The 26,674-nt window shown below is 64.2% G+C and carries 25 protein-coding genes; 15 read left to right on the forward strand and 10 right to left on the reverse strand.

The features are described from left to right. Nucleotides 1-154: 154 nt before the first annotated feature. Genes B2585_RS15315 through B2585_RS15325 form a run of 3 tightly spaced genes read right to left on the reverse strand, consistent with a single transcriptional unit; the run spans nt 155 to nt 2,536 of the window. Nucleotides 155-553, reverse strand: a complete 399-nt coding sequence (locus B2585_RS15315) for a hypothetical protein (RefSeq protein WP_292024997.1) — start codon at nt 551-553, stop codon at nt 155-157. A 14-nt stretch (nt 554-567) separates the two neighbouring features. Continuing rightward, complete coding sequence (locus B2585_RS15320) at nt 568-981, reverse strand: DUF6497 family protein (protein WP_292024812.1); 414 nt, start codon at nt 979-981, stop codon at nt 568-570. Between the two features lie 22 nt (nt 982-1,003). Next, a complete protein-coding gene (locus B2585_RS15325; protein ID WP_292024813.1) occupies nt 1,004-2,536 on the reverse strand; it encodes an acyl-CoA carboxylase subunit beta in 1,533 nt (510 codons plus the stop codon). Between the two features lie 249 nt (nt 2,537-2,785). On the opposite strand from B2585_RS15325, the gene B2585_RS15330 reads away from it, so the two are divergent. From B2585_RS15330 to B2585_RS15360, 7 genes are all read left to right on the forward strand, one after another. After that, the gene (locus B2585_RS15330; RefSeq protein ID WP_292024814.1) at nt 2,786-4,171 is read left to right on the forward strand and encodes a M10 family metallopeptidase C-terminal domain-containing protein; all 1,386 of its coding nucleotides are present in this window, start codon (nt 2,786-2,788) and stop codon (nt 4,169-4,171) included. Nucleotides 4,172-4,319: 148 nt separating this feature from the next. Next, on the forward strand, nt 4,320-5,762 hold the full coding sequence (locus tag B2585_RS15335) for a M10 family metallopeptidase (RefSeq protein ID WP_292024815.1): 1,443 nt from the start codon (nt 4,320-4,322) through the stop codon (nt 5,760-5,762). Between the two features lie 138 nt (nt 5,763-5,900). Further along, on the forward strand, nt 5,901-7,139 hold the full coding sequence (locus B2585_RS15340) for a M10 family metallopeptidase (protein WP_292024816.1): 1,239 nt from the start codon (nt 5,901-5,903) through the stop codon (nt 7,137-7,139). Between the two features lie 101 nt (nt 7,140-7,240). Then, nucleotides 7,241-8,461: a multidrug effflux MFS transporter gene (locus B2585_RS15345; RefSeq protein WP_292024817.1), complete on the forward strand. Its 1,221-nt coding sequence runs from the start codon at nt 7,241-7,243 to the stop codon at nt 8,459-8,461. 56 nt (nt 8,462-8,517) lie between these two features. Beyond that, nucleotides 8,518-9,909 carry a helix-turn-helix domain-containing protein gene (locus B2585_RS15350; protein WP_292024818.1) on the forward strand — a complete coding sequence of 464 codons (1,392 nt, stop codon included), beginning with the start codon at nt 8,518-8,520 and terminating at the stop codon, nt 9,907-9,909. 64 nt (nt 9,910-9,973) lie between these two features. Then, nucleotides 9,974-10,453, forward strand: coding sequence for a CoxG family protein (locus B2585_RS15355; protein ID WP_292024819.1), 480 nt, complete (start codon nt 9,974-9,976; stop codon nt 10,451-10,453). A 126-nt stretch (nt 10,454-10,579) separates the two neighbouring features. After that, nucleotides 10,580-10,813, forward strand: a complete 234-nt coding sequence (locus B2585_RS15360; RefSeq protein ID WP_292024820.1) for a hypothetical protein — start codon at nt 10,580-10,582, stop codon at nt 10,811-10,813. Nucleotides 10,814-10,816: 3 nt separating this feature from the next. Here B2585_RS15360 and B2585_RS15365 read toward each other — a convergent pair whose 3' ends face one another. From B2585_RS15365 to betI, 6 genes are all read right to left on the reverse strand, one after another. Beyond that, the gene (locus tag B2585_RS15365; protein WP_292024821.1) at nt 10,817-11,059 is read right to left on the reverse strand and encodes a YdcH family protein; all 243 of its coding nucleotides are present in this window, start codon (nt 11,057-11,059) and stop codon (nt 10,817-10,819) included. Nucleotides 11,060-11,129: 70 nt separating this feature from the next. After that, nucleotides 11,130-11,699: a hemerythrin domain-containing protein gene (locus B2585_RS15370; protein ID WP_292024822.1), complete on the reverse strand. Its 570-nt coding sequence runs from the start codon at nt 11,697-11,699 to the stop codon at nt 11,130-11,132. A gap of 14 nt (nt 11,700-11,713) precedes the next feature. After that, complete coding sequence (gene betA, locus B2585_RS15375) at nt 11,714-13,357, reverse strand: choline dehydrogenase (protein ID WP_292024823.1); 1,644 nt, start codon at nt 13,355-13,357, stop codon at nt 11,714-11,716. Nucleotides 13,358-13,376: 19 nt separating this feature from the next. Further along, a complete protein-coding gene (betB, locus tag B2585_RS15380; RefSeq protein WP_292024824.1) occupies nt 13,377-14,834 on the reverse strand; it encodes a betaine-aldehyde dehydrogenase in 1,458 nt (485 codons plus the stop codon). A gap of 2 nt (nt 14,835-14,836) precedes the next feature. Beyond that, complete coding sequence (betC, locus tag B2585_RS15385) at nt 14,837-16,345, reverse strand: choline-sulfatase (RefSeq protein WP_292024825.1); 1,509 nt, start codon at nt 16,343-16,345, stop codon at nt 14,837-14,839. Then, nucleotides 16,342-16,917, reverse strand: coding sequence for a choline-binding transcriptional repressor BetI (gene betI / locus B2585_RS15390; RefSeq protein WP_292024826.1), 576 nt, complete (start codon nt 16,915-16,917; stop codon nt 16,342-16,344). Before betI ends, betC begins: the two co-directional genes overlap by 4 nt. Nucleotides 16,918-16,996: 79 nt before the next feature. Between betI and choX the strand changes: the two genes are divergently transcribed. The 8 genes from choX (at nt 16,997) to B2585_RS15430 (ending at nt 24,753) form a co-directional block, all read left to right on the forward strand. Then, the gene (choX, locus tag B2585_RS15395; RefSeq protein ID WP_292024827.1) at nt 16,997-17,911 is read left to right on the forward strand and encodes a choline ABC transporter substrate-binding protein; all 915 of its coding nucleotides are present in this window, start codon (nt 16,997-16,999) and stop codon (nt 17,909-17,911) included. 41 nt (nt 17,912-17,952) lie between these two features. Further along, nucleotides 17,953-18,552, forward strand: a complete 600-nt coding sequence (locus tag B2585_RS15400; RefSeq protein ID WP_292024828.1) for a hypothetical protein — start codon at nt 17,953-17,955, stop codon at nt 18,550-18,552. Further along, nucleotides 18,549-19,148 (forward strand): hypothetical protein, encoded by a 600-nt coding sequence (locus tag B2585_RS15405; RefSeq protein ID WP_292024829.1) that lies wholly within the window; start codon nt 18,549-18,551, stop codon nt 19,146-19,148. Before B2585_RS15400 ends, B2585_RS15405 begins: the two co-directional genes overlap by 4 nt. Before the next feature lie 7 nt (nt 19,149-19,155). Then, entirely contained in the window at nt 19,156-19,989 is an 834-nt protein-coding gene (gene choW, locus B2585_RS15410; RefSeq protein WP_292024830.1) for a choline ABC transporter permease subunit, read from the forward strand. Further along, complete coding sequence (choV, locus tag B2585_RS15415; RefSeq protein WP_292024831.1) at nt 19,986-21,011, forward strand: choline ABC transporter ATP-binding protein; 1,026 nt, start codon at nt 19,986-19,988, stop codon at nt 21,009-21,011. Before choW ends, choV begins: the two co-directional genes overlap by 4 nt. Nucleotides 21,012-21,081: 70 nt before the next feature. Continuing rightward, entirely contained in the window at nt 21,082-21,759 is a 678-nt protein-coding gene (locus B2585_RS15420) for a hypothetical protein (RefSeq protein ID WP_292024832.1), read from the forward strand. 90 nt (nt 21,760-21,849) lie between these two features. Further along, nucleotides 21,850-24,351, forward strand: coding sequence for a GcvT family protein (locus tag B2585_RS15425; RefSeq protein WP_292024833.1), 2,502 nt, complete (start codon nt 21,850-21,852; stop codon nt 24,349-24,351). 42 nt (nt 24,352-24,393) lie between these two features. Continuing rightward, a complete protein-coding gene (locus B2585_RS15430) occupies nt 24,394-24,753 on the forward strand; it encodes a GFA family protein (RefSeq protein ID WP_292024834.1) in 360 nt (119 codons plus the stop codon). Between the two features lie 3 nt (nt 24,754-24,756). Here B2585_RS15430 and B2585_RS15435 read toward each other — a convergent pair whose 3' ends face one another. Beyond that, the gene (locus B2585_RS15435; RefSeq protein ID WP_292024835.1) at nt 24,757-26,541 is read right to left on the reverse strand and encodes a patatin-like phospholipase family protein; all 1,785 of its coding nucleotides are present in this window, start codon (nt 26,539-26,541) and stop codon (nt 24,757-24,759) included. Nucleotides 26,542-26,674: the final 133 nt, after the last annotated feature.

Here is a 26,674-nt window from a genome sequence, read left to right on the forward strand (position 1 = left end):
ACGGTTTGACTAAACCAGGCGGGACACCGGGATAGAGCGCCCGCCATGTGTGTCACGCTGTCAAAGAGTGCGCCCCGCGAACAGTGCGAAAAACCGGCGCGCGGGCAATGCGCCAATCCTTGCGCAAAACTGCGGATGGCTAGCAAAAAGTTGCTCATTCGTCGTCCCAGCCGTCGTCATCGAACCCGTCAAAGCCGAAATCCGTATCGCCGCCGAAGATGTCGGGAAAGCTCGCCTCGGCGACGCGGCGGTCGATCCGGAGCATCGCCTCATAGCTGGCCGGGTCGAACGGGTCCTCGGCGGGCACGACTTCGCGCCCGAACAGCCAGGACAGGCGGCCCGCGTCGAGGTTGCCGCGTTCGAACGGCTCCTCGCCGAAATAGTCCCACAGCGCGGCCATGAAGCCCATGTCCGCGCGCTTGTCGGCGGGGCGGCGGTCGGCATACCGCTCGCGCCGGGTGATCGCGGTCGCACCCTTCTTGTTGGCGCGGCGCACCGTGAACTGGAAATCCGTGCCGGGCAGGCGGCCGGGAAAACCGCGGTGCTTCGTCATGTAGGGAAGCGCCATCAGAACATCTCCCAGATACAGGTGCCGTCGCGAAAGGCGTAGGCTTCGAAGATCTGCGTCACGTCGGGGTCCGGTTCGCCGAAGGCCACGGGCCGGTCCGAGATCGAGATGACGATCTGCTGCGGCTGCGGTCCGTTCTCGGTGATCCGTTCCAGCGCATAGAATTCGCACAGGTATTCGGTGTCTTCGGTGGCGATGATGATCCCATCCTCATCCGCCCGCTCGGCCAGGGCCGGGTCGAGAAAGCGAAACCGGATCGTAAGCCCGGACGGGCCCGGCTGGCCCCAGATCACGTCGTTGAAGCTGACGCTGTGGCCGGAGGGAAGCGGGATCTCCTCCGCGCCCACGGCAGGCAATGCCAGCGCGGCCAGGCTGGTGGCCAGCAGGCTGAACAAAACCGTCCGGTGACGCATCACGCTTCCCTCCTGACATCCCTCACAGGGGGATGTTGTCGTGTTTCTTCCACGGGTTCGCGAGCTTCTTGTTGCGCAGCGACGCGAAGGCGCGGCTGACCCGTTTGCGGGTCGAGTGCGGCATGACCACCTCGTCGATGAAGCCCTTTTCGGCAGCGACGAAGGGATTGGCGAAGCGGTCTTCGTAGTCCTGCGTGCGGTGCGCGATCTTTTCCGGGTCGCCCAGTTCGGAGCGATAGAGGATCTCGGTCGCGCCCTTGGCCCCCATCACCGCGATCTCGGCGGTGGGCCAGGCGTAGTTGAAGTCGCCCCGCAGGTGCTTGGACGCCATGACGTCATAGGCACCGCCATAGGCCTTGCGGGTGATGACCGTGACCTTCGGCACCGTCGCCTCGCCATAGGCGAACAGGAGCTTCGCGCCGTGCTTGATGACGCCGCCGTATTCCTGCCCGGTGCCGGGGAGGAAGCCGGGAACGTCGACGAAGGTCAGGATCGGGATTTCGAAGGCGTCGCAGAAGCGCACGAAACGCGCGGCCTTGCGCGAGCTGTCGATGTCGAGGCAGCCCGCCAGCACCATCGGCTGGTTGGCCACGACGCCCACGGTGCGCCCTTCGAGCCGGATGAAACCGGTGATCATGTTCTTGGCGAAGTCTTCTTGGATCTCGTAGAAATCGCCCTCGTCCGCGACCTTCAGGATCAGTTCCTTCATGTCGTAAGGTGCGTTCGGGTTGTCCGGGATCAGGGTGTCGAGCGAATGGTCGAGCCGCTCGGGCTCGTCGAAGAACGGTCGCACGGGCGCCTTGTCGCGGTTGTTGAGCGGCAGGAAATCGACGAGACGGCGCACTTCGGTCAGCGCCTCAACGTCGTTTTCGAATGCGCCGTCGGCGACCGAGGACTTTTTCGTATGGGTCGAGGCGCCGCCGAGTTCTTCGGCCGTCACCACCTCGTTCGTTACGGTCTTCACCACGTCGGGGCCGGTGACGAACATGTAGGACGTGTCCTTCACCATGAAGATGAAGTCGGTCATGGCGGGGGAGTAGACCGCGCCGCCCGCGCAAGGCCCCATGATGACCGATATCTGCGGCACGACGCCGGAGGCCATGATGTTGCGCTGGAACACCTCGGCGTAGCCCGCGAGCGAGGCCACACCTTCCTGGATGCGTGCGCCGCCCGAGTCGTTGAGGCCGATGACCGGCGCGCCGTTCTGCATCGCCATGTCCATGATCTTGCAGATCTTCTCGGCATGGGTTTCGGAGAGCGAGCCGCCGAAGACGGTGAAATCCTGCGAGAAGACATAGACAAGGCGGCCGTTGATCGTGCCCCAGCCGGTGATGACGCCGTCGCCGGGATACTGCTGCTCTTCCATCCCGAAGTCGGTGCAGCGGTGGGCCTTGAAGGTGTCGAATTCTTCGAAGCTGTCTTCGTCGAGCAGAAGCTCCACCCGTTCGCGTGCGGTCAGCTTGCCTTTGCCGTGCTGGCTGTCGATCCGCTTCTGTCCGCCGCCCAGCCGGGCGACCTCGCGCCGGGATTCGAGCTGTTGCAGGATATCTTTCATCGGACGGCCCTCCTTGATTTCCGCGCAAACTAGCCGCAACCTGCGTCAGACCCAAACGGTTTCCGGCGAATTTGCAAAGGTTTTGTGCGGGTCGATCTGCGAAATGAATAATTGCAAACTCTTCGGCGCGCCCCGGGCGGATTTTCGCCAGCGCGGCGGCTTGCGCCATTTGTGATCCGCGCGAGTCTGGGGCCGGCCTGCGAAATGTCCTAAACGGGACTTCGCAATCGGCAATACGGGGTCGGGTCGATGCCCACGCGAAATGATGTCATCCAGTCGCTCCAGTTTCCGGGGATCTATGCGCTCGCGCCGATCAACACGAGCGGCGACGGGCGCTACAGGATCACCTATGAGTTCGAGACGGCACAGCCGGGCGACCTTTGGTACAGCTTCACGGGCTGGACTGCGTTCGGCGGGGCCGAGAAGGCCGCCGTGCGGGCCGCGCTTGCCACGGTCGAGCAGTTCCTCAACGTCGATTTCGTGGAGGTGTCGGGCGCATCGGACCCTGACCTGAACTTCGGCAAGGTGACGACAGGATTCGGCATCGCCGGGTTGGGCGGGCCGCAGTACTCGAGCCTCAACGTCCGCATCACCCGCTACGACGGTTTCGCCGTTTTCGACCGGACCATCGGCCTTGCCTCGGGCCAGCAGGGATTGATCCTGCATGAAGTCGGCCATGCGCTGGGCCTTGACCATACCTTCGAGGGCGTGCCGCTCGATCCGGCCTTCGATACCAACCATTACAGCCTCATGTCCTATACGGACGACCCGACGCCGGGCATCACCGACACGACGCGGATGATGGTCTACGACCTCGTGGCGCTTCAGGACATCTGGGGTGCTGCGGATTTCAACGGGGGCGATACCGCCTATCTCGGCCCGCGTGTGGCCGGCATCGACGTCGTGTGGGACTCCGGCGGCACGGACAGCCTCGACGCGCGGGGTTGGGGCCGGGGGGTGGAGCTTGATCTGCGGGGCGGGGCGTTTTCCGAGTGGGCCGGGCGCGAGGACATGGCGATCGCCTTCGACGCCGATATCGAGAGCGCCTATGGCAGCGCTTATGGTGACACGCTTATCGGCAACGCGCTCGCCAACATTCTCAGGGGTGGAGCGAGTGGCGACCTGTTGCGCGGCACCACGGGGGACGACCGGCTGGAGGGTCAGACCGGCAACGACACACTGCGCGGCGGTCGCGGCGCGGATGTGGTCGACGGCGGGGAAGGCAACGATACGGTCAAAGGCACGCGCGGGCGTGACACGGTGCGGGGCGGGGAGGGCGACGACCTCGTCAAAGGCGGCGGCGGGCGCGATACGCTTTTCGGTGACGCGGGAGATGACGACCTGCGTGGCTGGCGCGCGATGGACCGGCTTGATGGCGGGACCGGTGACGACAGCCTGCGGGGAGGGCCCGGCCCCGACACCTTCGTCTTTCGCCCGGGCTACGACACCGACACGATCACCGATTTCGGCAATGGCAACGACAGCCTTGCGGTCACGGGCTTCGGTGATGCCGAGGCCGTGATGGGTTTCGCACGCGAGGCCGGGTCCGACGTCATATTCGACTTCGGCGCGGGCGACAGGCTCATTATCGAAGACACGACGCTCACCGCTGTCGAGGACGCGCTCACGACCTGAGCGTCGCCTGAACAATTCCGCCGATCAGCCCAGACCTTTGCCCATTTGGGACACAATCCACCGTTAACGATTTCTTCAAGATGTGCCGCATGTGCCTGCGGCGGCACGTCCGTTCGAAGGGTGGGGACCTGACGAATGGGAGCGGTCCGTGACGAGTACGACCTCGATTCTGAGTGCGATGCAGTATGAGGTGTTCAACCGGCTGAATCCGGTGAACCGAACCGGGCAGTCCCGATACGAAATTACCTATCAATTCGCGACCACGAGCCAGCCGAACGACCTGCCCGTCACGGGGAGCTATCTTGGCTGGACGGCCTGGACGCTGGCGGAACGGCAAAGGTTCCGGGAGGCGCTCGACCATATCGAGAGCTTCCTCAACGTCCGGTTTGCCGAGGTCACGGGACAGGCGGACCCCGACCTCAACGTGGGCCAGGTGTCGCTGCCGGGCGAGATCGTGGGAAACGGGGGCTATCAGGTTTCGTGGTGGGACGAAGACATTACCGCGTGGGACGGGTTCACCGTTTTCGACAGTGAATACGACCTCGTGAACGGCTCGCTCGGGATCATCCTCCATGAACTGGGGCACACGCTGGGACTGCAACATTCCCACGACGCCGATCACATGGACGAGGCGTTCGAGAACAACAAATACACTGTCATGTCCTACCACGCGAACCCGGACACCGGGGTGGTGGGGGACGAGATGATGATCTTCGACGTCCTCGCGCTTCAGGATATCTGGGGCAGCGTGGCGGGCGAACCCGGCCACACGCGATACACGGGTCCGGACGGGGTCGAGGTCGACATGATCTGGGACACCGGCGGCACCGACGTCTTCGATGCACGGGACGCGGACTGGTCCGTGCGGCTCGATTTGCGCGAAGGGGCGTTTTCGCGCTTCGGAACCCATGACGACGTGACGATCGCGTTCGGCTCAGTGATCGAAAACGCGCTGGGCGGCGATTTCGGCGACCGGATCACCGGCAACCAGGCGGCAAACCGGATCGAGGGCGGCGGTGGGGACGACACGCTGTTCAGCCTCGGCGGTGACGATTCGGTTTTCGGTGACGCAGGCGCAGACCAGATCCGGGCGAGCACCGGTGCCGATGAGGTCGAGGGCGGCGACGGGGCCGATACGATCCGTGGCGGGCGTGGGGCCGATGTGATCCACGGCGGCAACGGCGATGACGAGTTGCGCGGGACGCATGGGCGAGACCGGGTCGACGGGCAGAACGGAGACGATGTCGTATACGGTGGCGGCGGACGCGATATCGTGTTGGGCGGCGCAGGAAACGACCGGCTGTTCGGCGGGCGCGGGGCGGACCGACTCGACGGCGGGACAGGCGATGACATCCTGACCGGCGGGGCAGGGGCGGATACCTTCGTGTTCCGCGCAGGCTACGGCACTGACCGGATTACGGACTTCGGGACCGGGACCGACGCGCTCTGGTTCGAGGGCTTCGGAACTGCCGAACAGATCCTGTCCCAGGCGCACGAGACCGGTGGTCGCGTCATTATTGACTTCGGCGGTGACACCCTCACGCTTTCGGGCGTCACGCTCGACCAGCTCGACGACGCGCTCACCGCGTAAACCCTTCGTAAACCTTAAATTTTTAACGATTTCCTGTTCCCGCGTTAAGCGGGCGCTGACTCTCATCTCATAGGACCTTCGCCATCGCCCGGCCGCTCACACGCGGACCGCGAGCGCTGGAACGAAGGAAGAAATCCTATGGCGATACCGTCGCGATCCACGATTCTGTCCGCTCTGCATTTCCCGCTGTTCCGCTCGAGCGCGGCGATAAATGGCGACGCGCCGGAGGCACGGCACCTGATCAGCTACGCCTTCAACGATCGGGCCGCGACGTTCGAGTTCTCGGGTTCCGCGTCGTTCTCCGGCTTTGCGTCATGGCAATCGGGGGAGGTCTTTGCGGTCCGCCGCGCCCTTGCCCATATTGAAACCTTCCTGAATGTCGATTTCGTGGAAGTGTCGGCGACCACGAACCCAGACATGGATTTCGCATTTGCGGCCCTGGACGACGGTATCGCCGGTCAAGGCGGGTGGAAGGCCGAAACCTCCGGCAGTCGAATAGAGGCCGTCGACAGCTTCGCCGTTTTCGATCGCGATTTCGATATCGTGTCGGACCGCCACGCGGTGGTCCTGCACGAGATCGGCCATGCGCTGGGTCTGCGCCATTCTTTCGACAGTGACCTTCTTCCGGACCGGTTCGACACGAACAAGTGGACAACGATGGCTTATGATCCGCATCCCGGCTCCGGCGCAGGCTCGGACGCGATGGCGGTGTTCGACGTGCTGGCGCTTCAGGAAATCTGGGGGGCGGCCAGCCACAACGGCGGCAATACGACCTACACGGGGCCGCGCACGGCCACGACCGACACGATCTGGGACACGGGCGGATGGGACCTCTTCGATGCGAGCGCGCGCCCTCACCGGGTCAAACTGGATTTGCGCGAGGGTGAGTATTCCCGCTTCGGTGCGCATTATGAAGACGTTGCGGTCGCCTTCGGCACGGTGATCGAGGCATCGGCGGGCGGCAGCGGCAATGACCGGCTGGCAGGGAACCCGGCTGACAATACCATCCGGGGAAACGCGGGCGACGACATGCTCAACGGAAAACAGGGCAACGACACGTTGCTTGCAGGCGCCGGTGACGACCGGGTTCGTGGCGGGTACGGGCAGGATACGATCAACGGCGGGCCGGGCGACGACATCCTGCGCGGCGGCGGCGGGGCCGATACCTTTATCTTCACGAGCGGACATGACGACATCCGCGACTTCGAGACCGACCGCGACCGTATCCGCGTCGAAGGTCACGGCACACTCGAAGCTGTTCTGGCACGTTCCGAGCAGCGCGGAGACGATATCTGGTTCGATTTCGGCGGTGGCGACGTGCTTGTCGTGCATGACACGACGCGCGCCGATCTCGCCGACGGAGACCTGTTCGTTTGAGCCATGTTCTGTGCGGCAGCGCAGAAAAGTCCCGTACAACTCTGCGCCACCGCTCCCGAAACAACCTCGACAGGGGCATCACACGGGACTAACCCTCTCGCATGAGTGAATTTCCTCCCGCGCGGCTCCTCGATCGCACGACGCCGCCGCATGTATTGACGCTTATCATGATTACCGGCGTGGCAGCGCTTTCCATGAGCGTTTTCCTGCCCGCCCTGCCGGTGATGGCGGACGATCTTGGTACCAGCTACCAGATCATGCAGCTGTCGGTGGCGATCTATCTCGCTGTGAATGCGGCGCTTCAGGTGATCCTCGGGCCGATTTCCGACCGCTTCGGTCGGCGTCCCGTCCTGATCGTAAGCTTCGCGATCTACGTTCTGGCGAGCCTCGGATGCATGTTGTCCACCAACGTCGTCATGTTCCTGATCTTCCGGATGTTGCAGGCCTTCGTGGTCACCGGCCTCGTCCTCAGCCGCGCCGTGATCCGCGATATGCTCCCACCCGAACGCTCCGCGTCCATGATCGCCTATGTCACGATGGGCATGTCGATCGTGCCGATGGCCGCGCCCGCCGTGGGCGGTTTCCTGTCCGATCAGTTCGGCTGGCAATCCACGTTCCTGCTCCAGATCCTTCTCGGCGTCGCGGTGCTCGTCCTGATCCTGCGCGACCTGGGCGAAACCCATCCGCGCGGAGAGGGGAGCTTGATGGACCAGTTGCGTGCCTATCCGGAACTCCTGCGCTCCCCGCGGTTCTGGGGCTACAGCCTTGCCGCCATGTTCTGTTCCGGCGGTTTCTTTGCCTATCTCGGCGGTGCGCCTTTCGTCGGGAGCGAAATCTTCCACATCTCGCCCTCGCTCCTCGGCGTGCTGCTGGGCGCCCCGGCTGTCGGGTATCTGTTCGGCAATTTCATCGCTGGGCGGTATTCGGTGCGCACCGGGATCAATGTGATGATTCTGATGGGTGCCGGTATCTTCCTCGGCGGCTTGCTTCTGTCGATCTCGCTTCACCTCGCGGGTCTGAGCAATGCCTACATTTTCTTCGGCCTGATGGGCTTCGTGGGCCTCGGCAACGGCATGGCCCTTCCGAATGCAAACGCGGGCCTTCTGTCCGTGCGTCCGAACCTCGCCGGAAGCGCGTCCGGCCTCGGCGGGGCTCTGATGATCGGTGGCGGTGCCGCGATCTCGGCTTTCGTGGGCTCGCGTCTCACGACCGAGAGCGGCCCCGATCCGCTCCTGTGGCTGATGCTCGCCTCTGCTGTGATGGCTGTCCTGTCGATCCTTATCGTGATCCGACGCGAAAACCGGCTGGCCGCTCTGGCCTGAAGCTTGCCGCACTCTTTTGCAAAGACTACAGATCGTTTTTGCAAAGGGAGGGCCGCATGGCGACACAGAAACTCTATGCAGGCGTCAAGCTGCGCGAGACGCGCACCCGGCTGGGCCTGACGCAGAAGGCCTTTGCCGAGAAGCTGGGCGTGAGTCTGCCCTACCTCAACCAGATGGAAAACAACAACCGCCCGGTCTCGACCGGCGTGGTGCTGGCGTTGGCGCAGGAATTCGGCTTCGACGTGGCGGAGTTGTCCACCGGCGATGCCGAAAGGCTGGTCTCGGATATGCGCGAGGCGCTGGCGGACCCGGTGTTTGCCGACACGGCCCCGCCGGTGGCCGATCTGCGTCTTGTCGCCTCCAATGCCCCTGCGCTCGCGCGTGCCTTTCTCGAGGTGCATCGCGCCTATCGCCAAGGCCATGAGCGGCTCGCCTCGCTCGACGAGGCGCTCGGGCGCGAAGGCGGGACCGTTCAGGAAAGCCCGTGGGAAGAGGTTCGCGACTTTTTTCATTACTGCGACAACTACATCGACGCGGTGGACCGCGCCGCCGAGCATTTCGTCCGTGACGCCACGCCCGAAGCGGCGGCGGAGACCTATCTCACCCGCCGCGGGATCGAGGTTGTGCTGTCAGATACCAGTGCGTTGCGCGGCTACGACGCGGAGGCCGGGCGCATCACGCTCTCGGCGCTGTCCGCCCCGGCAACGCGGCGTTTTCAACTTCTTCACCAGGTCGCGCTTATCGCCCAGAATGACCTTCTTGAGGCGACGCTCGACCTTGCCCGGTTCCAGTCCGACGAGGCGCGCGCCATCGCCAAGATCGGGCTGGCCAATTATTTCGCGGGCGCCGCGCTCCTGCCTTATGCCCGGTTTCTCGCCGCCGCCGAGGAGACGCGCCACGACCTCGAACGGCTCGCGGACCTCTTCGGGGCCTCGGTGGAGCAGGTGGCCCACCGCCTTTCCACCCTCCAGCGGCCGGGCGCCAAGGGTATCCCGTTCTTCTTCGTCCGGGTCGATCAGGCCGGCACGATTACCAAGCGCCACTCAGCCACGCGGCTTCAGTTCGCCCGCTTCGGCGGAGCCTGCCCGCTGTGGAACGTCCACCGCGCCTTCGAGACGCCGGGGCAATTCCTGCGCCAGCTCGCCCAGACGCCCGATGGTGTGCGCTACATCTCGCTCGCCCGCGACGTGTCCAAAACCGGCGGCAGCTTCAAGGCACCGATCCGCCGCTACGCCATTGCGCTGGGCTGTGAGGTGAAACATGCGGGCTCGCTCGTCTATGCCGACGATCTGGACGTCACGAATGCTGCGGCCTTCGAGCCCATCGGCATTTCCTGCCGCATCTGCGAACGCCACGACTGCCACCAGCGTTCGGTTCCCCCGCTGGAGCGGAAACTGCGTGTCGATCCCGACCGACGCGGGCTGCTCCCATACGATATCGCGCGGTGACGCGGGCGCTTTACCGCCGCGAACCCCGCGTCTAGGATCGGTCCGGTGAACAGGGAGGTGCCCCATGGAAATGTCTGGAAGCCGGACGATCGCGGCTGATCGTGAGACGGTCTGGAACCATCTGAACGACGCGGACACGCTGCGCGCGTGCATTCCGGGGTGCGAAGAACTCGAAGGGTCCCCGGACGAAGGGTTCCAAGCGGTTGTGAAGCAGAAGGTGGGGCCGGTGAAGGCAACCTTCAAAGGCTCCGTCACGCTCGAGGACATCAACGCGCCCGAAAGCTACCGAATCGTCGGTGAGGGAAAGGGGGGCGTTGCGGGCTTCGCCAAGGGCGGCGCGGACGTCTCGCTAAAGGACGTCGAGGGCGGTACAGAACTGTCCTACGAGGTCGACGCCAAGGTCGGCGGCAAACTGGCCCAGTTGGGCAGCCGGGTCGTCAACGGCTTCGCCAAGAAGATGGTCGACAGCTTTTTCGAGCGTTTCGAGCAGGTTGTGGAGGAGGGACGCGACCCGGAGGAGGTCGCTGACGAAGGCACGGCCTGACCTCGCGATAAAGTTCCCTTTGAAATGCAAGAAAGCGTTGGTCGGGTAGCGGAAACTCAGTTACGGTAGGTGAGACTAGCGATACTGAATGTGAGCCACTGCACCCTGACCTGAAAGTCCTGCCTATTGTCCGATGCGACCATCCAAGAGCGCGACGAATTCGAAGAATTCGCCAAAGCTGCGACCGAAGTGATTTCGGCCGATCTGGGCCTGATGCAGGAAACCCAGCGTGTGGAGGCGAAACTCGTTTCGCGCACCGAGCCGCCGCACTGGGCGATGGACGACAGTATCATGGCCCGGCGCAAGCCGCTGGTCGCGCGGCTGGCCGAACGTATCGGGCTCGGCCAGCGCGAGCGTTGAGGCTCAGGCCTCGGCCGTCAAAAGCTTGTAAAGCTCATCCTTCAGCTTCGCGCGATCCTTGCGCAGCTTTTCCTCGGTGAACTGATCCGTCGGCTCGACGTTGGTTTCGGCGCGGTGCACCGCGCGGTTCACCTCGTGATATTCCTCGTAGAGACGGGCGAAGTGGCTGTCCTCGGTCTTGAGCGCTGTCATGCGATCGGCGAGATCGGGGAATTCTTCGTGAAGTTCGTGGGGCGTATGTGCCATCTGTGTCTCCTGTCAGCGTGTGGACCGAGACTAGGAGCCTGAGCGCGCGCTCACTTTGACGCGGATCAAGTCAGTGGAAATTCTCGCCATGAGCGAGGATCAGCGGCACAACCACGTCTTCCTCATCCGTCAGATGCCGGTCGAGGAACCGCTGAAAATCACTTTGGACGCCGTGCAGCTTGCCCGCCGGATCGCGCACGTCCTTGCCGTCCTGGAGCGGTCTGAGCACCGCGTTCGTGGCATCCGCAAGCGCGTTCATGTGGTGGGACAGGGCCTGATGGTCTGCGTCGAGCAGATCGAACGCCCGCTCGGCCCGACCGTCCAACTGCATCATCTGCGGAAAATAATGGTGGTCCTCGATGTTGTGGTGACCGTGCAGGCCTTCCAGAAAGAACCCGGTGTAGCGCGAGGTCATCGCGCCGTAGCGCATCGGTTCGGCCTTGCCGTCGAGGTAGTCCTGCGAGAGGCGCAAGAGCTCGGTCTGCACCGACCGGAACTTGCCGTGCATTTGCAACCAGAACGCGGTCAGGCCCGAGAAGTTCGGGTGTCCCTCCCACATGTCGCGTGGGTATTCCTCCACGAGCACACGCATCTCGGCGGGGAGGCCCTCACGGGCGTCGAGTGTCAGATCATCAGCCATGACCCTGATCTATGTCACCGCTGCGCGGTCTGCCAGTCCGGGTTGAGCCAAGGCCCCCGGTTGTCGCGCGCAAGGGGCGTGCGCCCAAGCACATGATCGGCCGCCTTTTCGCCCACGAGGATCGAGGGCGCGTTGGTGTTGCCGTTGGTGATGCGCGGGAAGATCGAACTGTCGGCGACGCGCAGCCCCTCGACCCCGATCACGCGGCACTCCGGATCGACCACGGCATTGGGGTCGTCCTTCGCCCCCATCCGGGCCGTCCCGCAGGGGTGATAGGCGCTTTCGGCATGTTCACGCACAAAGGCGTCGATCTCGGCGTCCGTGTCGCCGCCGCCGGGCTGGATCTCGTGTTTGACGAATTCACCCATCGCCGGCTGGCGGAAGATTTCGCGCGTGAGGCGGACGGCGCGGCGCCAGTCCTGCCAGTCCTCGTCGTGGCTCATGTAGTTGAACGTGATTTTGGGCGCGTCTGCGGGGTCGGTCGAGGCGAGCGTCACGGCGCCGCGCGATTTCGACCGCATCGGACCGACGTGCGCCTGAAAACCGTGTCCCTCGGCGCTTGCCGTTCCGTCATAGCGCACGGCGATGGGCAGGAAGTGGAACTGGATGTCGGGGTAGTCGACGCCGGCATGAGACCGGATGAAGGCGCAGCTTTCAAACTGGTTCGACGCGCCGTGCCCGGTCCGGGTAAAGAGCCATTGCGCCCCGACCCAGGCTTTGCCGAGCAGGTTCCAATAGCGGTAGAGCGTGATCGGCTTTTTCGATGCGTATTGCATATAGACTTCGAGATGGTCCTGGAGGTTCTGCCCGACTCCGGGCCGATCCGCGCGCACTGCGATCCCGTGCTTTTGCAACTCGGCCCCCGGACCGATCCCCGACAGCATGAGGAGCTTTGGCGTGTTGATCGACGACGCGGCAAGGATCACCTCGCGGTTGGCGCGAATGGTCTCGTCCACGCGCCGCGTGACTTCGACCCCGACGGCGCGATGATCTTCGAACACCACACGCTTGGCGAGGCCGCGCACGATCTTCACGTCCCACTTGGCCATCGCGGGCTTGAGGTATGCGTTTGCGGCCGACCAGCGCTGACCGTTCCAGACCGTCATGTCGAAAGCGCCAAAGCCTTCTTGCTGATGACCGTTGTAGTCTTCGGTGACAGGATAGCCGGCCTCACGTCCGGCCTCGACGAAGGCGTGGAAGAGCGGGTTCCACTGGCGGGCCTGCTGGACATGAAGTGGCCCATCCGTGCCGCGCCAGTCGCTGTCACCCTTGCCGTGCCACGTCTCCATCCGCCGGAAATAGGGGAGCACGTCGGCGTAGCCCCACCCCGTTGCCCCCGACTCGGCCCAATGGTCGTAATCCTTGGCGTGGCCGCGCACATAGACCATTCCGTTGACCGAGGACGAGCCGCCGATGACCTTGCCGCGCGGAACGGCCATATCGCGGTTGTTCAGGTTCGGCTCGGGCTGCGAGCGAAAGCCCCAGTCGTAGCGCGACATGTTCATGGGGTAGGACAACGCACCCGGCATCTGGATGAACGGCCCGGCGTCCGACCCGCCGTGCTCGATCACGATGACCGAATGCCCGGCCTCGCCCAGCCGATAGGCCATGGCACAGCCGGCGGAACCGGCCCCGACGATCACATAGTCCGCTTGCATCTTTCAGGCCTTTCGATGCCTAGAACGGCGCTTCCACGTCGCCCATCCGCACATAAACCGACTTCATCTCGGAATAGTGGTTGATGGCTTCCTTGGAGTTCTCGCGCCCGACGCCCGAGGATTTGACGCCCCCGAAGGGCGCCTCGACCGGCGCGTCGTTATAGGTGTTGATGTAACAGGTGCCCGCCTCGAACGCGGCGGCCACGCGGTGCGCGCGGGCGAGATCGCGGGTGAACACCCCTGCGGCCAGCCCGTATTCCGTGGCGTTCGCGCGGGTCATGACCTCGGCCTCGTCTGTGAAGTCGAGCACACACATGACGGGGCCGAAAATCTCCTCACGCGCGATGGTCATGTCGTCGGTGACATCCGCAAAGACGGTGGGTTCCAGATACCAGCCGTCACGCTCCACACGCCTGCCGCCCGCGACCAGTCGCGCACCTTCTTCAAGGCCCTTGGCGATGTAGTTCTGCGCGATGGTCATCTGGCCATCGCTCACCATCGGGCCGAAGTTCGTGGCCTCGTCCATCGGGTCGCCCATGACGGCGGTGCCCATGCGCTCGGCCAGACGGGTCAGGAAGGCGTCCTTGATGTCGCGATGCACGAAGACGCGGGTTCCGTTGGAGCAGATCTGACCGGAGGAATAGAAGTTGCCCAGAATCGCGCCCGAAATGGCGTTCTCGACATCCGCATCCTCGAACACGATCATCGGGGATTTTCCGCCCAGTTCCATCGTGACGTGCTTCATGCCCGCAGCGGCGGCTTGGTAGACCTTCTTGCCGGTAGGCACCGATCCGGTGATCGAGACCTTGGCGACCCGGTCGTCCGCGACCAGCGCACCGCCCACGTCTCCCGCGCCGTTCACGACATTGAAAACGCCGTCGGGCAGACCCGCCTCTTTCAGGATTTCGGCCACCTTGAGCGCGCAGAGCGGCGTCGTCTCGGAGGGTTTGAACACCATCGCGTTGCCGCAGGCGAGCGCTGGCGCAGCCTTCCAGCAGGCGATCTGGGTCGGATAATTCCACGCGCCGATGCCCACGCAGACCCCCAGCGCCTCGCGCCGGGTGTAGACGAAATCGCCATCTGCGAGCTGGATGTGTTCGCCGGTCAGCGTCGCCGCGATTCCGCCGAAATACTCCAGCGCATCCGCGCCCGAGGTCGCGTCGGCCACCAGCGTTTCCTGCAAGGGCTTGCCGGTATCGAATGTCTCAAGTTCCGACAGCTCCCGGTTGCGCTCGCGCATGATGTCGGCGGCGCGGCGCAGAATACGCCCCCGCTCGGTCCCGGTCATCGCGGCCCATGCGGGCAGCGCGCGCTTCGCGGCGGCGATCGCGCGGTCGACGAGGGCGGGGGTGGCGGCATGGATGCGGGCGATCTCTTCGCCCGTCGCGGCATAGATCACCGGGATCGGCGCGCCATTGTCGTCCTCGGCATAGGCGCCGTCGATGAAATGGCTGGCGGTCGGTTTCGGGTCGATCATCGTCATTCTCCTCGCGGAAAGCGCTGGCTTTCCTCGACATCGTTCAGGTCCATGTGATTGCGCATGTAGCGTTCGGACGCTTTCTGAAGCGGCTGGTAATCCCAAGGGTAGTAGGAGCCGTTGCGCAGCGCCTCATAGACGACCCAGCGCCGCGCCTGCGAGGCGCGCACGTCGGCATCGAAGCGCGCCATGTCCCAGCGGCGCGCGACGTCTTCCGCGAACATGCGTGCCGCAGTCTCATGGGCCGGGTCGTTCGCGAGGTTCACCCGTTCATGCGGGTCCGAGGCGAGGTCAAAAAGCTGCGGCGGGTCCAACTCGCAATGCACATATTTGTAGGGGCCGGAGCGCAGGCAGACGAGCGGGGCGTAAGAGGCCTCGGCAGCATATTCCGCCAGCACCGGCGTTTCGCGCGGGATGCCGTCGCACAGTGGCACGAGGCTTTCACCATCGGTCCAGGGCGCGATGTCGGCCATCGGCACCTGCGCCAGGTCGCCCAGCGTCGGCGTCACGTCGAGTGTCGAGACCGGCGTGGTTTCCAGCCGGGGTTCCAGCCCCGGCGCCGAGATCATGAGCGGGACACGCGCCGAGCCCTCGTAAAAGCTCATCTTGAACCACAATCCACGCTCGCCGAGCATGTCGCCGTGGTCCGAGACGAACAGAATGATCGCCTCCTGCCGCGTGGTCTCCAGCGCTTCGAGAATTTCCCCGATCTTGTCGTCGAGGTAGGAGATATTGGCGAAATAAGCGCGGCGGGACCGCCGGATATCCTCGTTCGAGATGTCGTAATTGCGCCAGTCGTTCGCGTCGAAAATGCGCTGCGAATGGGGATCGTGATCGGAATAGTCCAAGGCGGGCACCTCGGGCAGCAGATGCTCGCAATCCTCGTAGAGGTCCCAGTACTTCTTGCGCGCCACATAGGGGTCGTGCGGATGCGTGAAGCTGGCGGTCAGGCACCACGGCCGCTCGTCCTTGCCGCGTGCGAGGTCATAGACCTTCATCTTGGCGAAATGCGCGACCTCGTCGTCGTATTCCATCTGGTTGGAAATTTCGGCGACGCCCGAACCGGTCACCGACCCCATGTTGTGATACCACCAGTCGATCCGCTCACCGGGCTTGCGATAATCCGGCGTCCAGCCGAAGTCGGCCGGGTAGATGTCGGTCGTCAGACGCTCCTCGAACCCATGCAACTGGTCGGGGCCGACGAAATGCATCTTGCCGGACAGGGCGGTGTAGTAGCCCGCGCGGCGCAGGTGGTGTGCATAGGTGGGAATGTCCGACCGGAATTCGGCGGCGTTGTCATAGACGCCGTTCCGGCTGGGAAGCTGCCCCGACATGAACGCGGCGCGCCCCGGCGCGCAGAGCGGCGAGCCGGTATAGGCGTTCTGGAACCGGACGGATTTCGCCGCGAGCCGTTTCAGGTTCGGGGCGTGCAGCCAGTCGGCCGGACCATCGGGAAACAGCGTCCCGTTCAACTGGTCCACCATCAGGATCAGGATGTTCGGTTTGGTCATGTAGCCTCCAACAATCGGTCGAGCACGTCAGTGACGCGGGCGGTGGCGGAAACACCGTCGGGCGGCGTGCCCAGGGCGTGGCGGATGTAGACACCGTCGATCAGGGCGGCGAGTGTCTCGGCGATGTCCTCGGCGCGGGCCCCGACGAGGGGGCGCAGGTCGTGAAGCAGGTTGGCGCGCAGCCGGGCATGATAGATTCGCAAAAGTCGTGCGCCGCCCGGATCGCCCTGAGCATGGACATAGAAATTGAGCCAGGCCGCGATGACGGCGGGCTCGAAGTTGCCCGCTTCGAACGAGGCCCGGATGATGGCATCGAGCCGGGCGCGGGGCGTCATCGCCTGCGCCAGTTCTCGTCGCACCCAGTGGCCGTAGACCGACAGGATGTGCTGCATCGCGGCCAGAAGAATGCGATCCTTGGAGCCGAAATAATGATGCGCGAGGGCAGGCGACATGCCTGCACGCTTGGCGATTCGGCTGACGGTCACCTCCAACGATCCAATTGCGCCGATCTCAGCAATCGTCGCTTTCACTAACGCCTCTCGGCGAATAGGCTCCATTCCAACCTTTGGCATATGACACCCTTGTAACGCGGGCGCTAAAGTGTTCTTCTTTGATTGACGCGTCAATCAATAAAAAAACAGGGAGATTACGATGACAATGAAAACGACCATCTCGGCGCTTGCCGTACTCGCGGCCGCGGGTCCGGCTTTTGCTCAGTGCGACAGCGTGTCGATGTCCGATGTCGGCTGGACGGATATCACGACCACGACGAGCGCCGCCAAGCATGTGCTGGAAGCGCTTGGATACGAAGTTGACGTTAAGGTCCTGTCGGTACCGGTGACATTCGCATCGCTCGACAGCGACGACGTGGATGTGTTCCTTGGCAACTGGATGCCCGCGCAGACCAGCGCCATCACGCCCTATCTCGAATCGGGTGAGATCGAGCAGATCAACGTGAACCTCGAAGGCACCAAGTACACGCTCGCGACGCCGACCTATGCCTATGAGGCCGGGCTTCAGTCCTATGACGATATCGCGGAATTCGGCGAAGAGCTGGACTACAAGATTTACGGAATCGAGCCGGGCAACGAAGGCAACGCCTATCTCGTGAGCCTGACCGAAGAGAACGCACACGGGCTCGAGGATTTCAAGATCGTCGAAAGCTCGGAGCAGGGGATGCTGTCCGAGGTGCGCCGCGCCTATGAGGACGAAAAACCCGTCGTCTTCCTCGGCTGGGAGCCGCACCCGATGAACGCCAACTTTTCGCTCGAGTACCTGACGGGCGGCGAAGACTTCTTTGGTGGTGAAGGTGTCGTCCACACCGTGACGCGCAAGGGCTTCTCGGAAGAATGCCCGAACCTTGGCCAGCTGTTCGCCAACATGGATTTCACGCTCGAGATGGAAAACTCGATCATGGGCCAGATCCTCGACGATGGCGAAGAGGCGGATGACGCGACCGAGGCATGGCTGAAAGCGAATCCGGACGCGTGGAAGAGCTGGCTCGACGGCGTGACCACCGTGGACGGCGGTGATGCGGTCGAAGCCGTTTCGGCGGCGCTGGAATAATCCCGGACAGGCGGCGGAGGACATTCCGCCGCCTTTTCTCCATGCGGCTGATCGCACTCGCATTCCTGTTCGCCGGCCCCGCGCTGGCCGACTGCCCGGTCCGGGCACAGCTCGACTCGGGCGTGACGCTCGTGCGCGACGACCCGTTCTTCGGCGTGTCCTATCTCCACGACGACGGGGTGCTCACCGAGACCCGCCGGATGTCGCGCGGCGGGACTGAAGTGCGCCGGTCCTCGACCTACGAAAACGCGCTCGCCGTGCGCGCTCAGGACAGCGAAAACGGCACGGTTGCTTTCGAATACCTCGACGACATGGACAGGGCACTCGACGTCAACGAAACCGGTGATTTCGCCACGACGTTTCGCCTGATTGTCGACGGCGCCCGCTATTCATCCGGAGAATACCACCTGTATTACGAAGGCGAAGGCCGGGTTCAGATCGGCGAGTGCGCCTATGACACCTGGGTTCTGCGCAACGAATCCGAGATCGAAGGGATGGAGCCGATCCTGTTCTTGTGGGACTACGCGCCCGATCTGGGCATCGTGATACGCACGGAACAGATCGACCCGGCGGGGGGTACGCTTGGTGTTGTGGCGTATGACCGTATTCTGGAGGGCACCATGGACGAGTTGATCCCATGAAGCTCGCGCTCCTTGCCTGCCTCGTGGCCAGCCCTGCGCTCGCGACCTGTCCGACACGGGCGGACCTGACCGAAGGCGTCATCCTCGTCCAGAACGAACCCAGCTTTCTGCGCAGCGATATCGAGATACGGGGGGCCGGGCTATTCGAGGTCCGCCTCATGCGTGATGCCGACGAAAACGCCTCGGCCATGACTCTGGCTTATGCCCACGCTCTCGCACCGGAAGCGATCAACGACGCGGGCGCCCTGCGCCTGAGGGCGTACGACCCGGCGGTCACAACGCTCGACCGCCTCGACGAAGCGGGGGATCTGACCTTCGACCTGATCGAACGGGACGAGGCCGGGGAAGAGACGTCCGCGCGCCTGTTGTTCAATCATCTGGGCACCCGGACGCGCGAAATCCTCGATTGCAGTTACGAGGTCTGGACCGTGCGCGAAATGACCGCGCGGCCGGGCGGCGAAATTACGACGCGGGAGCTGGAATATGCTCCCGACCTGGGCGTGCTTCTGGCCGCCCACGAGATAGACGCCGCGGGGCAACGCCGGGCGATTTACGAATACACTTGGATCGGTACGGCTGCGGACGTGGCCAGATAGGGGACACATGGACTGGCTCGAAGACATGAAAATCCCGGTCGGAAAGGTCGCGCGCGACGTTTTCGACTGGTTGCAGGACGTGGGCGGCCCGGTCTTCGACTGGATCTCGCTGATGGGCGAGGTGATGATCGAGGCCTTCCTCTGGGTGCTTCAGACGCCGCACCCGCTGATCATCGTGGCCGTCTTCGGCATCCTGACATGGTTCCTCCAGAAGAACTGGAAGATTGTCCTCTTTGTCGTGCTCGGGTTCCTGTTCATCCTGAACCAGGGATACTGGGAGGAAACGACCGAGAGCCTCACGCTCGTCCTGTCGGCCTGTATCGTGTGCATGGCCATCGGAGTTCCCATCGGGATCGCGACGGCGCACCGCCCCAGACTGTATGCCACGATCCGTCCGGTGCTCGACCTGATGCAGACGCTGCCGACCTTCGTCTATCTCATCCCGGCCATCGTCTTTTTCGGAATCGGCATGGTGCCGGGCCTGCTGGCCACCGTCATCTTCGTTCTGCCTGCGCCAATCCGGCTGACGCATCTGGGCATATCCTCGACACCGATGGCGCTGAAAGAGGCGGGGCAGGCTTTTGGCGCGACCGGGCGGCAGCTCCTGTGGAAAGTCGAGCTGCCCTATGCGCTGCCGCAGATCATGGCGGGCCTCAACCAGACGATCATGCTCTCGCTGTCCATGGTGGTCATCGCGGCGCTCGTGGGCGCTGACGGGCTGGGCGTGCCGGTGGTGCGTGCTCTCAACCAAGTCAACACGGCCCTTGGTTTCGAATCCGGCTTCGTCATCGTCGTCGTCGCCATCATCCTGGACCGCATGCTGAGGATCGAACGCAAATGAGCAACGCTGTAGAATTCGACAATGTCTCGATCGTCTTCGGCGACGATCCCCTGGACGCGCTGCCGCTGATGGACAAGGGGCAGGAACGGAGCGAGGTGCAGGAGGCGACCGGGCAGGTTCTGGGTGTTCATGATTGCGCGCTCAACGTGGCCGAAGGGGAAATCCTCGTCCTGATGGGCCTGTCCGGCTCTGGAAAATCCACGCTCCTGCGCGCCGTGAACGGGCTGAACCCGGTCGTGCGCGGATCGGTGCGGGTGTCCGACGGTGAGCAGATGGTCGACGTCACCAACGCGGATTCTGCGACCCTGCGCCACATCCGGCTCAACAAGGTGTCGATGGTGTTTCAGCAGTTCGGCCTGCTGCCGTGGCGCACAGTGCGCGACAACGTGGGTCTCGGGTTGGAACTGGGCGGTCAGTCCAAGGCGGACCGCACCGCCAAGGTAGACGAGCAGCTTGAAATCGTCGGGCTGACCGATTGGGCCGACCGGATGGTGGGCGAATTGTCGGGCGGCATGCAGCAGCGCGTGGGGCTGGCGCGCGCGTTCTGCACCGGCGCGCCGATCTTGTTGATGGATGAGCCCTATTCCGCGCTCGACCCGCTGATCCGCACCCGGCTTCAGGACGAGCTTCTCGATCTGCAAGCCCGGTTCAAATGCACGATCATCTTCGTGAGCCACGACCTCGACGAAGCATTCAAGATCGGCGACCGCATCGCGATCATGGAGGGCGGGCGGATCGTCCAGTGCGGAACCCCGCGTGAGATCTTCACCGCCCCCGCCAACGACTACGTCGCCGATTTCGTCGCCCAGATGAACCCGCTCGGCGTGCTCACCGCCCGCGATGTGATGGAGCCCGGCAGCGGCGAGGGCGAGATCGACGCCGGGACCAAGGTGCAGGAGGTCATGGAGCGGCTGGGGCAGGGGGGGCCGCTTTCCGTGGTCGAGAATGGCGCCCCAATCGGTCGCGTTTCATCGGCAAGCGTCATGGCGAAACTGATCGACCCGCGCAGCGCCCCGGTCTGACGGGCTTGTGGGCTTTCATCCGGCGGGGAATCGTCTACCTTCGCCGGACGAGCAGCAATCGAGGTTCCGCGTGCGCCTGTCCCATGTCTTCGTTCTCGCAGCCCTTGCGCTGACTTCTGCCTGCGCGCGGCCTCTCACGCAGAACGAAACGGTCTTCGCCAAGGACCTGTTCGGCGACACCATCGAGATTGAGGGGATCGAAGTGCTCGCGGGGGCAGGGCTCACGCCGCTTCCCCGCGACTATCCGGCGCTCAGGGAGCCGGACGAAGCGCCGCCGCCCGCTCCGGCCGTGCGCAAGGCGCCCGAGGATTTGTGTGTGCGCAAGCCCAGCCCGCGCCGTTACTGGGACTGGCCGGCGGCCTTCGTGCTCGACGACAACATCTACTTCTCCTACCGCTGGTATCCCGAGGACGCCTACAAAGGCCTGCCCGAAAGCGCGCTCTATCCCCATTCACTCCTGATGACCCATGAACTCGTGCATGTCTGGCAATGGCAGAACCGTGCCCGGACGAACTATTCCCCCCTCGTCTCGGCGGGCGAGAGCGTACAGTCCAAAGACCCCTATTTCTGGGTCTCTGAAGAGGGCCGTGAATTCCTGTCCTACGGGTATGAGCAACAGGCCGCGATCATCGAGGATTTCGTCTGTTTCGCGCTCTTCGATCCCGAGGACGAAACGCTCGACGAACTGGCCGGCATCCTGCGCCCGATCCTTCCCGTCGACCGCTTCCTTGCCCGTCACGCCCGCTAGGTCGTTTTCGCACCGCGAAGCGTCGGGGCAAATTGCCCGCGTTTCTCTGAATTCGCCATGGTGAGCGCGGATGAATCGAGGAGTCGCGGTATGGCGAAACATGTGAAAGCGCTGATTGTCGGGGGCGGTGCGGTCGGCACCTCGATTGCCTACCACCTGGCGAAGGCGGGCTGGACGGACGTGACGCTTCTGGAGCGCGACGAGCTGACCTCCGGCTCGACCTGGCACGCGGCGGGTCTGCTGCCGTTGTTCAACATGAGCTACGCGACGAGCCACATCCACGACTACTCGGTGAGATACTACAAGACACTGGAAGAAGAGACCGGGCTCGACGCCGGGTTCTTCGTCGTGGGCAACCTGCGCATGGCCCAGACGCAGGAGCGGATGGACGAATACGCGCTCTACGCCTCGACCGCCGAGACTGTTGGCGTGCCCTACGAATGGATGACGCCCGCCGAGATCAAGGAACGCTGGCCGCTGGTCCATACCGACGACCTCAAGGGCGCGATCTTCCACCCGACCGACGGCTACATCAACCCGGCCGACGTGACGATGGCGATGGCCAAGGGCGCGCGTCAGCGGGGCGTCGAGATCCTGCGCAAGCGGCAGGTGGACAGCTATGAATGGGCGGGCGAGCACTGGATCGTCAAGGGCCGCATCATGGGCGAGAAGGGCGGCAACCTGATCGGCACCGAAGAAGAATTCGAGATTCACGCCGAGCATGTCGTCACCGCCACCGGCAACCACGCGCAGCGCACGGCGAAACTGCTCGGCATCAAGATGCCCGCGATCCCGGTCGAGCACCAGTTCATCGTGACCGAACCGGACCCGGCGCTCGTCGAATACCGCAAGTCGCACGAACAGCACCCGGTTCTGCGCGATGCCGACGCCAAGTGGTATGTGCGCGAGGAACGCGGCGGCTGGATCCTCGGCCCCTACGAAGAGGGCGCACCGGCCCGCTTCGAGCATGGCGTGCCCGACAGCTTCCGCGCCGACCTGTTCCCGCTCGACCTCGACCGGATCGAGGAGGAGTACATGTCGATGATCCACCGGATTCCATCCTCGGAAACCGTGGGTCTGAAAGACGACTACAACGGCCCCATCTGCTACACGCCCGACGGCAATCCGCTCGTCGGTCCCGCGCCGGGCCTGCGCAACATGTGGCTGGCCGAGGGCTTTTCCTTCGGGATCACGGCGGCGGGCGGCACCGGCTACTACCTCGCGCAGATGATGGTCGAGGGCGAGGCCGAGATTGACATGGCTAGCCTCGATCCCAAGCGGTTCGGGCAGGACTGGATGACAACCGAATACGGCGCGCGCAAGAACGAAGAGGCTTACGACCACGTCTATGTCCTGCACCACCCGGACGAAGAGCGCCCCGCCTGCCGTCCGCTGCGCACCGCGCCCGCATATGACCGGCAAAAGGCGCTGGGCGCGCAGTTCGGCGTCGTGAACGGCTTCGAGCGCCCGAACTACTACGGCCCGCTCGACGCGCCCGAGAGCTTCGATCACGACGCGCGCTCGTTCCGCCGTGGCGGCTGGTGGGAATACGCCAAGGCCGAAGCGCAGGCGATCCGCGATACCGCCGGGCTGATCGACGCCTCGGCCTTTGCCAAGCACCGCGTGTCGGGGCCGGGCGCGACCGCCTTCCTCGACTGGTTCACCACCAACAAGCTGCCCAAGGTGGGCCGCATCAACCTGACTTACGCGCTGACGGATGCGGGCACGACGCGCACGGAATACACGATCGTGCGGGAGGGCGAGGACAGCTACTACCTCGTCTCCGCGGGCGGCCTGCATGCCTATGACGAGGATTTTCTGCTGAAGGCTGTCGAGGACAAGGAGGACGAATTCGGCCGGATCAACGTCGAGGACGTGACCACCCGCTACGGCGTCTTTGCGCTGGCCGGCCCGAATGCCCGCGACATCCTCAAGGAGCTGATCGTGGACGCCGACCCGGAAACGGCGCTGTCCAACAAACGGTTCCCGTGGCTGTCCATGCGCAACATCGAGCTCAAGATGTGCCCGGTCATGGCGATCCGCGTGGCCTATACCGGCGAGCTTGGCTGGGAGCTGCACCACCCGATCGAGATGCAGAACTACCTGTGGGACCGGCTGATGGAGGCGGGTGAGAAACACGGCATGAAACTGGCCGGCGTGCGTGCGCAGAACTGGCTCCGGCAGGAGAAGAGCTACCGCGCCTTCGGAACCGAACTGGGCCGGGACGCGACCCCGCTCGAAGCAGGGCTGGACCGTTTCGTGGACCTGGACAAGGACTTCCACGGCAAAGGCGCGATGGAGGACACCGGCATCCGCGTCAAATGCGTGACGCTCCTGATCGACGGGCCGGAGGATGCCGATCCCTGGGGGCGCGAGGCGCTTTATGACGGCGAGACCCGCGTCGGGCGCCTGACCTCGGGCGGCTATTCGGTCGTCTTCGGCAAGTCCATCGGCATGGGCTATGTTACCCCCGAATTCGCCGAGGTGGGCACGAAGCTCAAGGTCCGGATGCAGACCGGGCTGTGGGACTGCGAAGTGGTCGAGGACAGCCCCCACGACCCGACCAACGCGCGCATCCGCGTGGATGGCTGACGCGGTTCATGGTAGCCTCCGGGTCAACACCCGGAGGCCGCCATGTCCGACATCATTTCCTGCACCTGCCTGTGTGGCGCGGTCCGGTTCGAGATCGCGCGGCCGGAAAAGCTGAACGACTGTAATTGTTCGGCTTGTAGAAGGTATTCGCCCCTCTGGGGCTATTCTCCGCCAGCCGAGGCGCGATTTCTGCAAGGCGAGGGGACGACCATCGGCTATGCGCGCGGAGAAAAATCGCTCGCTTTCCATCATTGCCCGACTTGTGGGTGCCTCACGCATTGGCAAGGCCTGACCGATGGCAACCGCGCCTTCAACTTGCGGCTCGCGGACAATCCCGCGGACATCGAAGGCATCCGTATCCGGCGTTTCGACGGGGCCGACAGTTGGACCTTCCTCGACTGAGCGTCAGCCCTCAGCCAGCGCGGCGGCGAAAGCCGCGGGCACCGTCGTTCCGTCATCAAGGATCGCGCCCATCTCGTCGCGTGCGCCTTCATACAATTCGTGGTGTTTTTTCCAGTCCATGAACCCGGTCCCCTTGGGCACCGTGGGCCGATGGAGCCAATCCTCGGCCCGGATGTCGAGCGGCTGTGCGGCCTGCCGGGCCAGAAGCGTGCGCATGGCGACGGGGACGATCCCCGGCACGCGGGGCGGTCTTTTGCCAAACGGAAAGAACAGGCGACGCAGGAGCGGGCGACGGCCCGGAATCTTGTCATAGGCCACGTCGAACGGTTGCCGCCCTTCGCGCGCAAAGCTGATGAGCAGGTTCGGTCCGTTCTTGAGCTCATGCATCGTGCGGAAAGGCAGATTGTCCATCGCCCCGCCATCGGCAAGCATCGATCCTGTGCCGTCAAAGAACGGCGGCAGCGCCCCCGGAATGGCGGCGGACGCGCGGATCGACCGCCACACGGACCCGCGCCGGATCACCTTTTGCGAGTTGTCAGACAGGTCCGTGGAGACTGCGAAATAGGGATACCACAGGTCCTCGATCAGCCCGTCGGTGTAGTGCTTGCGCAGGTGGTGGTCGAAAACGGTATGGTCGAGCAGGCTGTAGCGCGGCACCGTCAGCGTCGACAATGCCCGACCCGCCACGAAGATCTCGCCCGTGCGCCGGTCGATTTCATCCCCGGTCAACCCCATCGCGAAGGCCGCGCACATGGCTGCGCCAACGCTGGTGCCACCATAGATGTCGAATTGCATGTCACGCTGGCGGAAGGCCTCGTAGGTGCCGGTATGGAGCGGGCCCAACGCCCCGCCGCCCGCCGCGACCAATCCCCGCGCGGTCCCCGACAGGAACCGGGCGAGCCGGGCGATATCCTCGGTCCGCCCCGCCGCGACGTGGTGGTGCATGAACACCGGGCGGCTGTCGAGCCAGTCGGTCGTCCCGCTCACCCAGTCGCGGTGCTCGGGATGCACGATCACCAGCCGCCGGTGCGACTCCTCCACCACGTCGGCGGCGGCCCGTTCCAGCGCAGAGAGCGGTGGCACCGGCCCGGCCTTCGCCACGGTCAGCACCTGATCCGCCTGCCGCAGGACGCGCAGGCCCCAGTCGTCCTCCCCCGGTGCGACGACGAACATGACGAGCCGTCCGTCCTGTTCGAGGTTGTTGAACCAAGCGGTCGCGGCCGGGTCGTCGAGGTCGTCGCCAATGGCGGTTCGCGCGTCGCTCAGGCTGACCTTAAGCCCCTCCGATTGCGCGATCATGGCCTCGACGAAGCCATTCGGCAAAGGCGCGTCTCCGGCGGGCAGCACCGCGATGGTGCGCGCAAGCGGCGGCACCGCTTCGGCCCGAACCCGCGCGCTGGTGGCCGCGAGGCGGGTGGCGAGGAATCTGGCGATGGCGGGCTGAAGCCCCGTATGGCGCGCGCACATCGCAACGTATTCGTCCTGCGTGATCCGGAGCGCCACCGTGTCGCGTGCGGCGATCACGTCGGCGGTGCGCGGTTCGCCGGTAAAGAACGAAATTTCGCCAACGGGCGATCCGGCCCCGATTTCGGCGAGTTCGACGCCGTCGCGCCGGACCTTCAACCGGCCTGTTTCGATAAGATAGAGCGCCTCGGATGCGGACCCCTGCGCCATGAGCATGTCGCCCCGGTTGAGGTGAACACGCGCGATGTTGGACAAGGAGTCGCCGTGATTCTCGATGACCGAAAATAGTCCCTCCGAACGCGGAGGCGCAAAACCGCTTTCCATGAAACCTCTTTAGAATTCTGCCGTAATTCCGGCAACAACCGATACCCCTGCTCCCATACCACAGCGCTGTGCGGGCGTCATTTGTCTCGGATATTGACGTGGGGTCATGCCGCGTGCCGTGCAGCCCTTGCTG

Origin of the sequence: Maritimibacter sp. UBA3975, assembly GCF_002384975.1 — a bacterium.
Lineage (GTDB): Bacteria > Pseudomonadota > Alphaproteobacteria > Rhodobacterales > Rhodobacteraceae > Maritimibacter.